10 protein-coding genes are annotated in these 12,123 nt (G+C 64.0%); 4 read left to right on the forward strand and 6 right to left on the reverse strand.

Going from position 1 to position 12,123, the window contains the following annotated elements; translation table 11 throughout:
- Nucleotides 1-70: 70 nt before the first annotated feature.
- Complete coding sequence (locus BLT03_RS09220) at nucleotides 71-718, reverse strand: YiaD family glycine zipper/OmpA-like lipoprotein (protein ID WP_092743080.1); 648 nt, start codon at nucleotides 716-718, stop codon at nucleotides 71-73.
- A 679-nt stretch (nucleotides 719-1,397) separates the two neighbouring features.
- The gene (locus tag BLT03_RS24440) at nucleotides 1,398-1,553 is read right to left on the reverse strand and encodes a hypothetical protein (protein WP_175537709.1); all 156 of its coding nucleotides are present in this window, start codon (nucleotides 1,551-1,553) and stop codon (nucleotides 1,398-1,400) included.
- On the opposite strand from BLT03_RS24440, the gene mltA reads away from it, so the two are divergent.
- From mltA to BLT03_RS09235, 3 genes are all read left to right on the forward strand, one after another.
- Nucleotides 1,486-2,712: a murein transglycosylase A gene (mltA, locus tag BLT03_RS09225; protein ID WP_092743083.1), complete on the forward strand. Its 1,227-nt coding sequence runs from the start codon at nucleotides 1,486-1,488 to the stop codon at nucleotides 2,710-2,712. The two genes, BLT03_RS24440 and mltA, sit on opposite strands and share 68 nt — an antisense overlap.
- A gap of 195 nt (nucleotides 2,713-2,907) precedes the next feature.
- Complete coding sequence (locus BLT03_RS09230; RefSeq protein WP_092742642.1) at nucleotides 2,908-3,345, forward strand: DUF8788 domain-containing protein; 438 nt, start codon at nucleotides 2,908-2,910, stop codon at nucleotides 3,343-3,345.
- A 154-nt stretch (nucleotides 3,346-3,499) separates the two neighbouring features.
- A complete protein-coding gene (locus BLT03_RS09235; protein WP_139160354.1) occupies nucleotides 3,500-4,690 on the forward strand; it encodes a hypothetical protein in 1,191 nt (396 codons plus the stop codon).
- A gap of 16 nt (nucleotides 4,691-4,706) precedes the next feature.
- Here the strand turns inward: BLT03_RS09235 and BLT03_RS09240 are convergent, their stop codons facing one another.
- Both BLT03_RS09240 and BLT03_RS09245 read right to left on the reverse strand, forming a co-directional pair.
- Nucleotides 4,707-5,846, reverse strand: a complete 1,140-nt coding sequence (locus tag BLT03_RS09240) for a hypothetical protein (protein ID WP_217640152.1) — start codon at nucleotides 5,844-5,846, stop codon at nucleotides 4,707-4,709.
- Between the two features lie 561 nt (nucleotides 5,847-6,407).
- Entirely contained in the window at nucleotides 6,408-7,763 is a 1,356-nt protein-coding gene (locus BLT03_RS09245) for a hypothetical protein (RefSeq protein WP_217640153.1), read from the reverse strand.
- Between the two features lie 222 nt (nucleotides 7,764-7,985).
- Between BLT03_RS09245 and BLT03_RS09250 the strand changes: the two genes are divergently transcribed.
- Nucleotides 7,986-9,218 (forward strand): hypothetical protein, encoded by a 1,233-nt coding sequence (locus BLT03_RS09250; protein ID WP_092742645.1) that lies wholly within the window; start codon nucleotides 7,986-7,988, stop codon nucleotides 9,216-9,218.
- A gap of 31 nt (nucleotides 9,219-9,249) precedes the next feature.
- On the opposite strand, the gene BLT03_RS09255 is transcribed toward BLT03_RS09250, so the two are convergent.
- Nucleotides 9,250-10,413 carry a hypothetical protein gene (locus BLT03_RS09255; protein WP_217640154.1) on the reverse strand — a complete coding sequence of 388 codons (1,164 nt, stop codon included), beginning with the start codon at nucleotides 10,411-10,413 and terminating at the stop codon, nucleotides 9,250-9,252.
- A gap of 247 nt (nucleotides 10,414-10,660) precedes the next feature.
- Entirely contained in the window at nucleotides 10,661-12,043 is a 1,383-nt protein-coding gene (locus BLT03_RS09260) for a hypothetical protein (RefSeq protein WP_217640155.1), read from the reverse strand.
- Nucleotides 12,044-12,123 lie beyond the last annotated feature (80 nt).

Raw genomic sequence — 12,123 nt, forward strand, 5'->3', positions numbered from 1 at the left:
GTGGCTCGGCAGCCTGTGAAAGGATCAGGAACGCTGACCCCTTGCAATCAGCGCCTGAACCCGGCGCCCATCAGCCCGGTTGGCGCTCGCCCACGAAGATTTCTACCCGGCGATTGCGCGCACGGCCGTCGTTCGTGTCGTTGGTGGCGATCGGCTGGTGCGAGCCGCGGCCCTCGACCTGAATGCGTGCGCCATTCACGCCCCGCGTCGTCAGGAAGTTGCGGGTGCTGGCCGCCCGGTCCATCGACAGCGGGTTGTTGATGGCATCGCTGCCGGTGGAGTCGGTATGGCCGACGATGCGCACCTCGGTATTGGGGTTGTTGCGAAGCCCCTCGGCAAAGCGCTCCAGCACGGGGGCGAAGTTGGACTGGATGTCCGAACGGTTGGTGGCGAACGAGATATCGCTCGGAATGTCGAGCTTGAGCTGGTTGTCGGCGGTCTGCGTCACCACCACGCCGGTGCCCTGCGTGACCTGCTGCATGTCGCGCTTTTGGCGCTCCATGTGCTGCGACCAGATGTAGGTGCCCAACGCACCCACGCCCGCCCCGACGACCGCCCCGGTGCCTGCCCGGCCGCCGGTGGCGGAGCCGATGACCGCCCCGGCCACCGCGCCGACGCCAGCGCCCGTCGCGGTGCGCCGCTGGGTATCGTCCATGTTGGCACAGCCGCTCACGAGCAGAACGGCGGCAGTGGCGCCAATGAGAATCTTGTTGCGCATGGGATCTTCCTTTTCCAAGTAATGGGCCGCCGCTCGCTGCTTGAGACGGGGCGAGCCCCTGGACTCATGCGCTGGCCGGCGGACCTTGAGCGAAATCGACAGAGCGCTATTTTTGGCGCTGGCCGTGCCGCTCAGGGTAGGACCAGTTCGTCAGGGTCTTCGCCCAGCCCGGCCTGGGCCTGGAAAGCCGGGCCCAACCGGGACACTGGCGCGCCGCTGCAGGCATGCTGCCTGACCATTTCGCCGTCCTTCCACACCATGACGCCTGTCTTCTCTCCCTAATGCGCGCCGAACGCGCTGTACACCACGTAGGAAAAAGGCGGTTGGTTGAACCTCAGGTAGTTGCCTCCGCCTGCAGAGTGCCGAAGCCTTTTGGCCAAAACGTTTTGCCGCCACGCTGCGTCGGTCTTCGCGGTTGGAAGCGCTATTTCTATCCGCCCCGGTTGTCCAAACCGGTACTGCACATGGCCGTGTTCGCTATCCAAAGGCTTGGAGGCGCATACCGATACCGTACGCCTGGACTTTAGATTGCAGGTGAAGACGACATCCTCGTCAGCTTGGCACAGGCCCTGTGGTGCGTTGATGGTCTGGAGTGCAGGCTGCGCCATTGAACGGGTGCATGCCACCGCCCCCAGCAGCAAGAGCCATCGCCAAGCCTTGGAACGAACCATTGACATGCTTATTTGTCAGATTCGCCGTCGCGTTCCTTGTCTTCAGGGGGCGGTGGAGGCGCAGGGGGCAATTCCCCTCCCTTGCGCCCCGCAAACATCGTCCACCAAACAATAGCGACCAGGACGACCAGCGCCAGCAATGCTTCAAGCAAAATCAGCCCCATGAAATTCCGTCTCCTGCGCCTTGTGACAACGGCGCTGATTGTAGGAACCCTGGTGGCCTGCTCCACCACGCCCCTGCCTCCGTCATCCCCATTGCCACCCGGCGCACCGCTGCCGGGCACGCCGGGCGGCGTTTTGCCCCCAGAGCCGTCCGGCCCGTTGCCGGGGCCGATGTCCCAGCCCAAGAGCCGCTGGATTCCGGTGCACTGGGCGGAGTTGCCCGGGTTTACCGAAGATTCGCTGCACGAAGCGTGGAATGCCTGGATCAAGAGCTGCGAGCGCCCTGCGCCGGCTTTTGCGCCGCTGTGCGGCGAGGTGCGCCGCCTGTCCATCGCCAGTCCCGAGGAGCAACGCGCCTGGATGGTGTCGCGGCTGCAGCCGTATCGCATCGAGGCGTTCGATGGCGCGGTGGATGGCATGCTCACCGGTTATTACGAGCCGTACCTGGATGCCGCGCGCCAGCCGGGCAATGGCTTCACCGTGCCGCTGTACCGCCTGCCCGCAGGGTACGGGCAGCGCAAACCCTGGTACACGCGCCAGCAGATCGACACGCTGCCCGAGGCGCAGGCTGCGCTGGCCGGCCGCGTCATCGCCTGGGTGCGTGACCCGGTCGAGGCACTGGTGGTGCACATCCAGGGATCGGGGCGGCTGCGGGTGCAGGAGGCCGATGGATCGGTAACGCTGCTGCGCGTGGCTTTTGCCGGCACCAACGACCAGCCGTATCAAAGCGTGGGCCGCTGGCTGCTGGACCAGGGCCTGGTGCGCGATGCGACGTGGCCCGGCATCCGGGCATGGACGCTGCAGAACCCGCAGCGCGTGCAGGAGATGCTGTGGGCCAACCCCCGTTACGTGTTCTTTCGCGAAGAGCCGCTCGACGCGATGGACGCCGGCTTCGGACCCAAGGGCGCCCAGGGCGTAGCCCTGACGCCGGGCCGCTCGATCGCGGTGGACCGCCAGAGCATTCCCTACGGCACGCCGGTGTGGCTGACCTCCACCGGGCCCCAGGTGCAGTTGCAGCGCCTGGTGATGGCGCAGGACACGGGCACGGCCATCGTGGGCGCGGTGCGGGCCGATTACTTCGCAGGCTGGGGTGCGGAGGCGGGCGAGTTGGCGGGGCGGCTCAAGCAGGGCCTGCGGCTGTGGGCGCTCTGGCCGAGGTAGAAAACAGCAGCATTCATAACGCTTCAGGAAGCTTCAGCCCGCGGGGGTTGTGGTTCAGTTTCCATCAAGCAGAATGAATTGGTCGGTGCTGCGCTGCATCACCGATACGAGGCCCCAGAGGTCCACGGACGCCTGGGGAATCGTCTGCCAATGCAGATTCCTGCATTGACTACCAATTAAAGGGAGAGAAAGCACATGACAACTATCAACGTCCTCGTGGCCATCAATGTCGGCCAGGCTCTCAACGGCATCGCCGCTGGCAATGCCAATATCGGAAACTATGTCTACATGGTCGATTCCACCGGGAAGTCGAACAGCGGCCAGGGCGGCGACGAACTGGTGACCACGGTGACGGTGGGGGACACCCTCACCTGGCAAGTGGTGTCCATCGATCCGTCCGAGCAGGTGATCATCACCGGCTTTACCGGCGCTGCCATCGGCACCAATGCCGGAAACATCGTGAATCCGGTGCAATACCCCCAATACAACCCCACGGGCAGCGTCTGGGGTGGGTACGTGACGGCACCCACGTCACCCCAGGGCTCGCAATCGCAGTATTCGCTGCAACTGCTGCTCAACGGCCAGTCGCACGGCTGGTTTGATCCGTTCATCATCTCCAATGCACCGAAGTAAGCTGTTGCCTGCCTAGGGGTTTTGACGGGCCCCTGAGCCAACGCCACTGCGGCTTGGTTCAGGGGCCCAACCGCGTTTTCCGAGCCGGGCATGCAGGCCTTGCCGCCGACCTGCATGCCACTGCCGGCCACACATCGGCGCAGGAGGAAACGGCATGCAATGGACAACTCGCCAGGTGGCGCGCAGTGCGGTGTTCTGGGGCTGCATGGGGTTTGCCGCAGTGGCCTGCGCGCAGGCCACTGGCCCTGTTTTTCGGCCGGACAGCGCCGCACGCTTCATTGGCTTCGATGCCACACCGGCCAGCGCACCGGCCCCCATGACGAACGCGCCGCAGTTGCGCTTCGAGGTTCGCTCGCCTCCGGATTCCCGTGTGCCTGCGCCTGCCCGCCCCTTTACCGTCACCATGGATACGGGCTCCACCGGCGTGGTGATTTCCGCGGTCGATCTGCCCGGTTACTCGCGCAATGAAGAAGCTCGCAAAGCCAACGAGGGCTGGGAATACCTCTCGAGCAGCAAGCGGCTGTGGATCGGCCACTGGGTGATGCGCGACCTGGTGTTCAGCCCCGGCGCGAACGAAGTGATCGCCAGAGTCCCCGTGCTCGCGGTCGAGAAAGAAATGATCTGCCCGAATTGGGATGAAAAGGTCAATCTGCCCGACTGCGAAAAGCCCACGGAAACCAAAGAAAGCCCGCCCGGCATCGCCTACATGGGCGTAGGTTTCGGGCGTGAGCACGACGGCCAGCCTCAGGGCACGCCGGACAAGAACCCGTTGCTGAACATCGCCTCCATCGACGGCAAGCCCGTGGCCCCCGGCAGCATGCGCAGCGGCTACATCGTCACCGCCAAAGGCGTGCACGTGGGGCTGACCCGGGCCAACACGACCGGTTTTTCGTATGTGAAGCTGCAGGGCCGGAGCCTGAACGCCGCAGGCCAGCCGGCCTCCAGCGACCCGCGCGACTGGCCCCAGGCGACGATGGCCGTTTCGGTGAACGGCGCGCCCGCGCAGACGGGGGCCGTCCTCGTCGATACCGGCATCGCTCAGATGTACCTCACGGTGTCCAACCCCTCGGCGCTGCCGACCACGGCCATCCCCAACCCGAGCCGCAAGGGCGCGACCGCCACGGGGCTGGCAAACAGTACCGAGGTGAAGGTGTCGTTCCCCGACGATGCCGCGCCCGTGGCGGAATACCGCTTCCAGGTGGGATCGCCCCAGGCGCCCACGGCGGTGATCGTCACCCGCCCGTCCGATCAGGCGTTCGTAAACACGGGCCGGCACATGCTTCGCCAGTTCGACGTGCTGTTCGATGCCGATGGCGGGTGGTTCGGCCTGCGCCGCAACGAGTGACTTTGCGGTAGCGGGCTCAAGCCTGGTGCGGGTTGGGGGCAGAGGCGGCCCGCTGCATGTCGAACCGCAGCGGAAAGTCGGTCAGCTGGCGGCCCGATTCATCCTGGACCTCGTAGCGGACGTTGGGATTGCCGCTGAATGGCACATCCCAGCGGTCGTCAGCGTACTTCACGCTGTCCGTGACAACGTCTGCGGGATCGCGGAGCCTGTTGGCTTTGAACTGCTCGATGATCGGCGATTGATTGTCTATTAAGGCTTCTTGCCGTAGCGCTTCGATATCCAGGGAGGCTGACTGCGTGCCGGCCGGTTTGGTGTGGGCGACGCCACCGCCTGCGGCACCGAGCAATGCACGGTGCATGGGAAGCGCGTCCTGAACGAGGGTAGGGGAGGCGAAGGTGGCCCATGGGTCCACCACGATGTCGTGCTCGCGTTTCTTTCCCCGGATCACGACGAACGCGTGATTTCCGTTCGGTCCGCCATCCACGATGTCGATTCTGGCGTGCCTGAGCGCTGGATTCTGCGAAAGAAGTTGATAGGCCAAGCCGGCGTGTGCATCACAGTTGCCCCCTTGAAACCGAATGGCCTTGGTCGCAAGGGTGGTGGGATTTCCGGTATTGGAATGCGATAGGGACGCCCGAAGGGCGCTGTCTCCCGCAGTGGCCGCGATGTCTTTGATCTGATTGCCGGCACCATCGGGCATCAGCGCCTTGACCAGGTCGATGGCCTCCCGTGCGGCGGCCAGATGCGCGGCAGTTTCAGGCGATATCGACCGCAGTTGGTGCTTCATATCGGGCATCTGCGTTTTGACGCCAGGATGGGTTGTGGAAAGCGCGTTGGCTTGGTTCAACTGGTCGGGCGAAAGCTCGATGAACTGGTCAGAGCGCAACAGTCCCGGGACCAATTCCTTTGCGGGCACCAGAACGGTGTTCTGGGCAGCGTCGAAAGTGAGGTAGGTAGTCAGTGGGTACGGCTCTGCCGACAGAGGAGACCCGTCATGTATTTGCTTGAGCAACGGGGTCGCCCCGTCGAGCAGGCACTTCCTGGCTTCTTTCGCTTCAGAGATATTGGCATCGATCCATGCCCTGGGGTCAGGTTCTGGCGCTTTGCCGGACGGACCCGAACCCCATCCCATGAATCCCCGCATGGTGCCAAGCATGGAGGGTTGCGACGCGGAAGAGGGCCTGTAGGGCAAGTTGTCGGTGCGTGGGCGGACACCGGCATCGGAACTCGGATGCCGGGGGCCTCCTGCGAGAGCGTGGGGTGCCTTGCCGCTGGACGACGCACCGCGTTGCGATGTCTTATTTGGGTTTTCTTCCTGCGCAGTCGCTCCGCTTGGGCTTTTGGCGTGCGATAGATGGCTTAGCTTCATGGGTCGGTTCCCTTGGCGATCCTGCCTCTCACCAAGAAGCGGCAGTTTCAAATGAAGCCAGGATAGAGCGCGCGTGCACCAGCGAACCCGTGCCAAACGAAGCACTTCCCCGAGGCCGCGAAGCGACCGCTTCAGCGATTCAACTCCACCACCCGCCGCCGACAACAGCGATACCAGCCCAAGCCGCGAAGGCGCGTCCGCAGGGCTGGCAAGCGGTACCCAGGTGAAGGTGTCGTTCCCCGATGGTGAACACGGGCCGGCACATGCTTCGCCAGTTCGACGTGCTGTTCGACGCCGATGGCGGGTGGTTCGGACTGCGCCGCAACGAGTGACTTTGCGGTAGCGGGCTCAAGCCTGGTGCGGGTTGGGGGCAGAGGCGGCCCGCTGCATGTCGAACCGAAGGGGAAATTCAGTCAGTTGGCTGCCGGACGCGTCGCGTACCTCGTAACGAACGTTGGGATTGCCGCTGAATGGAACATCCCAGCGGTCTTCCTTGCCCTCCAGGTTCTTCGTGATCGCAGTCTTGGGGTCACGGTACCTTTCAAACTGGAACAGATCTGAGATGGACGATTGGTTTTTGAAACCTTGGCGTCTCAGCGCTTCCTTGATGTCAAGCGCGGAAGAAATGGAGCCAGCAGCCTTGTTCTGCCGGACACTTTCGCTTGCTTGTTCGAGTATCTCCCGATGCAGAGGAAGCGCATCCTGGGCGAAGGTCGGTGATGCAAAGGGGGTCCACGGGTCCACCACGATGTCGTGCTCGGGAGTCTCGCCTCGGATCACGACGAACACGTGTTTAGGACCATGGACCATATCGATCTTGGAGTCCTTGAGCGCCGGATTCCGTGAAAGCAATTCAAAGGTCAGACTCGCCTGCGCGACGCAGTAGCCACCCTGGTACAGGATCGCTTCGAACGCATGGTCTGCCGCGCGTCCACCGTGGGCATACGACAGCGCGGACCGAAGGTAGCTTTCTCCCCCGGTTGCCGCCATGTCCTTGATTTGGTTGCCTGCTCCCCCGGGAAGAAGGGCCTTGACCAGATCGATCGCTTCTCGCGCCAATGCCAGGTTCGCCGCGACTGCGGGCGAGATCACATGCAATTGCGGCTCCAGGTCTGGCATTTGTGTTGTGACGCCAGGATGCGTCGTGGAAAGGGCGTTGGCCTGCTTCAACTGGTCCGAAGACAGCTCGATGAATTGGTCGGAGCGCAAGAATCCCGGCAGCAGCTCCTTGGCTGGAACCAAGACGATGTTTTGCTCTGGGCCATTGAAGGTGACGTAAGTGTCGAGCTGGTAAGGTTCTCCAGCGAGAGGGGACGCGCTGTTGACATGCTTGGGCAAGGGGGCCGCATTGTCCAGCAGGCGTTGCCTTGCGGCTTTCGCCTTGGAGACGTTGCTGTCGAGCCAGGCCTGGGGGTCGGGCTCTGGTGCTGCCACTGGGGCGCTGCTCGACGATCCCCATGACATGAATCCCCGCACGGTGCTGAACACCGATGAACGCGATTCCGGATGGACCGGAGCCTGCAGGTTGTCGCTGCGGGGCCGGATGCCGCCACCGGAACTGGGATGGCGCGGGCTCCCGCCTGCCAGGGCGTGGGGTGCATTCGCGCTGGACGACGCGCTGCGCTGCGACGGTTTGGGTGGGGCCTCTTCCTGCGCAGGCGCGCCTCGGGGGCTCTTGGCGTGGGAAAGGTGGCTTGGCTTCATGGATCTCTTCCCTTGGCGATCCTGCCACCCACCGTCAGGCGGCAGTTTGCAAGTGAAGCCAGGATAAAGCGGGCGCCAGGACGCGAAACCGTGCCCAACGAAGCATTGCAAGGGCGTGCGAACAGATTCGCCCGGGCTGCAGTGGCCTGCGGGGTGCGGCACGGCCCGGAGGATCGTGTAGCCTGCTCTTCCCATCAAACACTCGCCAGGCAAGGAGATCCCATGCCCATTCCGCTTCGCGCAGCGATCACCTGCGCTGCCGCGCTGCTCGCCTGCGGTGCCGTACCCGCGCAGGCGCCATTGCCCGCCGCCGCAGCGGCCACCGCTGGCCCCTCGCTGCGCCCAGGCACCGACTCGCGCTTCATCCGCCTCCATTCCCCGCCGGGAGAGGGCTGGTCTTCCCCCATGACGGACGCGCCGCGGCTGCGGTTCGAAGTCCGCATGCCGACGGACACCGGCGTGCTCGCGCCCCCCCGGCCCTTCATCGTCACCCTGGACACGGGCTCCGCCGGCGTGGTGATTTCCGCGGTCGATCTGCCCGGTTATTCGCGCAACAAGGAAGCGCGCCAGGCCAACGAAGGTTGGGAATATCGCTCCAGCAGCCGGCAGCTGTTGATCGGTCACTGGGTGGTGCGCGACGTGGTGCTCAACAGCGACTGGAACGAAGTGATTGCCCGGGTGCCCGTGCTCGCGGTCGAAAAGGAAATCATCTGCCCGCGCTGGGACGAGAAGGCCAACCGGCCCGACTGCGAAAATCCCACGTACACCACGGAAAGCCCGGGCGGCATCGCCTACATGGGCGTGGGCTTCTGGCGCGAGCACGATGGCCAGCCGCAGGGCACGCCCGACAAGAATCCGCTGATCAACATCGCCGAGATCGACGGAAGCCCCGTCGCCCGGGGCGCGGTGCACGGGGGCTACATCGTGACCAGGCACGCGATTCACGTAGGCCTCACGCCCGACCAGGCCAAGGGCTTTCGGTTCGTGAAGCTGCAGCCCGGCAGCCTGCTTGCGAATGGCCAGCCGGCCTCCAGCGATCCCCGCGACTGGCAGCAGGCCACCGTGGCCGTGTCGGTGGACGGCGGCGCGCCCGAAACCGGTCCCGTACTGGTGGACACCGGCATCGCACAGATGTACCTCACGGCCGCCGACCCGTCGGCTCTGCCCACGGCGCAGATCGCCGATCCCACCCGCCGGGGCCGGCCGGTGACGGGCTTGAAGGACGGCACGCGGGTGCAGGTGATGTTCCCAGGCGCGCAGGCGCCTGTGGCGCAGTACGACTTCCGCGTGGGGGATGCGGACGCGCCCCAGTCCGTGCTCGTGAACGCGCCGGGCCGTTTCACCTTCGTGGGCCGTCCCGCCTTCATGAACACCGGGCGCTACCTGTTGAAGCAGTTCGACCTGCTCTACGACGCCGAGGGCGGATGGTTCGGCCTGCGGCCTTCGCGGCGGTGAGGGCCTTGAAGGGGCGCTGGGCGTTCCGTCCTCAGCGCTCCAGCTGTTGGCCCATGCCGGTGCGCTGCATGTCGAATCGCAGCGGAAAATCAGTCAGCTTGTGGCCGGATTCATCCTGGACCTCGTAGCGGACGTTGGGGTTGCCACTGAATGGCACATCCCAGAGGCCTTTGCCATGGCCCAGATAAATGGCGAGTCCCAATTCGCGATCAAAGCCCATCGCATGAAGGTACTGCTCGGAGAGCGGCGGATTTTTTTCGACCGTTCCTTGTTCCCTCAGGGCTTCATCGATATCCAGCGTTGGTGGTGAAACGGTGCCGGCGGGCTTCGTATGCCTGATGCCCTCCTGCCCTGCGCTGAGCAGGTCCCGGTACATGGGAAGTGCGTCGACGACGAATGTCGGCGTGGCGAAGGGGGCCCAGGGGTCGACCACGATGTCCTGCTCGGGCGTCTGACCGCGGATCACGGCGAATACGTGATCGTGACCCCCACCCGGACCATCGAAAACAATGTCGATCCTTGAATTCTGGAGATCCGGGTTCTGTGAAAGAAGCTGAAAAGCCAGGCTTGCCTGGGCATTGCAGTTGCCGGCCTGGTACTTGATGGCGGCGCTCGCGCAGGTCGCGGGATCGCCCTTCCCCCGATATGACATCGCTGAGCGAAAGCAGTTTTCTGCCCCTGTGGCAGCGATGTCCTTGATCTGATTGCCCGCGCCTGCGGGAAGAAGCGCCTTGACCAGATCGATCGCTTCCCGAGCCAATGCCAGGTGGGTGGCCGCTGCGGGCGATATCACGCGCAATCGGGGCGCCATGTCCGGCATCAGGGGGGTGACGCCAGGGTGCGTTGTGGAAAGCACATTGGCTTGTGTCAGCCGTTGCGATGAAAGCTCCATGAATCGATCGGCGCGCAAGAGTCCGGGGTGCAGTTCCTTCGCGGGAACCACAACGGCGTGCTGGACCGGGCACTCCCCGGTGATGTAAGTGTCGAGCGGGCAAGGCGTTTCTGGAAATCGGAGCGTGTCGTGGACCTGCTGTAGCCCGGTTGCGCTGTCGAGCAGGCGGCTTCTGGCGGCCTTCGCCTCGGAGGCGTTGCTGTCGAGCCATACACCGGGCTCGGGCGGTGGCGCGATGCCGGATGAGCCCATTTCCATCGTGCCGGGCACGCGCGACGGCGATTTGGTGGAGGGAGTGGGCATCCCGTTGTCGCTGCGCGGGCGGATGCCGGCGCCGGGATTTGAAAGGCGTGAGACCCGGGCTGCCAGGCCTTGGGGTGCATGCCCGGTGGACGGCGCACTGCGCCGCGTTGCAGGGGGTGGGGGCTCTTTTTGCGCAGTCGGGGTTCTTCGGCTATCGGCGCCGGTAAGAGGGCTTGGCTTCATGGATATATCGCTTTGCAGTTCGTCTGGCTGATCAAAGCCACTGAATGGAGCTTTGCAACGACGGTCATCGCGTTCGCGCTGGCGTCTCAGTGGCGGACTCCCGTTCCGCCGGGGCCCGCTGCATATCGAACCGGATCGGAAAATCAGTGAGCGCACGCCCAGAGGGATCTCTGATTTCATACCGGACGTTGGGATTGCCGCTGAAAGGCACATCCCAGAGATTCTCTTTTTCGATCAGAACTTGTGTGATCGCAGCGTCAGGATCACGGTGGGCGTGAAGCCGAAACGCCTCGGAAAGCGACGAGTATTTTTCGACGGCACTTTGCCATTGACTTTGCCGTTTCAGCGCCTGTTCGATGTCCATTGCAGGTGCAACGGTGCCAGCGGGTTTGGATACCCTGATCTTCCCGCGCTCAGCGTCCAGCAGGGTCCGATGCATGGGAAGAGCGTCTCGAACGAATGTTGGCGATGCAAAGAGGGCCCAGGCGTCCACGACGATGTCCTCCTCGGGTTTATCTCCTCGAATCACGGCGAACACATGCGCGACGTTTTGACTGACCTCGACGATATCGATCTGGCAATCCTTGAGCGCAGGATTCTGTGCAAGAAGGTGGAAGGCCAGGCTCGCATGGCCGTCGCAGTCGCCCCCTTGGAATTGGATGATGGAGTGCGCAAGATTTGCGACGCCGCGATTGTGGTTAAACGACAGGCGGGAGCGAAGATAGCTTTCCCCTGCCGTTGCCAAAAAATCCTTGATCTGATTGCCGGTTCCGCTGGGAACAAGGGCTTTGACGAGATCGATCACTTCCCGTGCCGATGCCAGGTTGGCTGCTACGGCCGGCGAGATCACATGCAATCGCGGCTGCATGTCAGGCATCTGTGTGTCGATGCCAGGATGCGTGGTGGACAGGGCGTTGGCGCGGTCCAGTTGCCCGGGTGAAAGTTCGATGATCTTGTCGGAGCGCAAGAGCCCCGGGATCAACGCCTTGGCTGGCGCCAGAATGGCGTTTTGTGTCTGGCCGTCGGAGGTCATGTACGTGTCGAGCTGGTAAGGCTGCGCAGCCAGGGGTGACGCGATGTGGAAAAGCTTGAGCAATGGGATCGCGCCGTCGAGCAGGCGTTTTCTTGCGGCTCTCGCCTCGGTGGCATTGGCGTTCAGCCAGGCTTTTGGGTCGGCCTCGATCGCGAGCGGGTTGCGGGACGCACTGGCTTTCCTCGCGCCGAGCACCGAGGATCGCGATGCAACCGGTGGCATCGGCAATGGATTGCTGCTGCGTGGGCGGATGTCTGCCCCGGCGTTTGAAAGGCGTGGCCCCCCACCTGCCAGGCCTTGAGGCGGATGCGCGGTGGAAGGCACAACGCGCCGCGCCCCACCGGGTGCGCGCATGCTTTCCTGCCCGCCTGTGGTTCTGCGATGGTCGGCACGGCTCAGTGTGCTCGACTTCATGGACGACTCCTTTATTGATCTACCTGAGCAGGCCCCAGGCGACCGTTTCAGAGTGGACCGAGAATAGGGCGCGCTTGCGT

This window comes from Paracidovorax valerianellae (assembly GCF_900102625.1).
Lineage (GTDB): Bacteria > Pseudomonadota > Gammaproteobacteria > Burkholderiales > Burkholderiaceae_C > Paracidovorax > Paracidovorax valerianellae.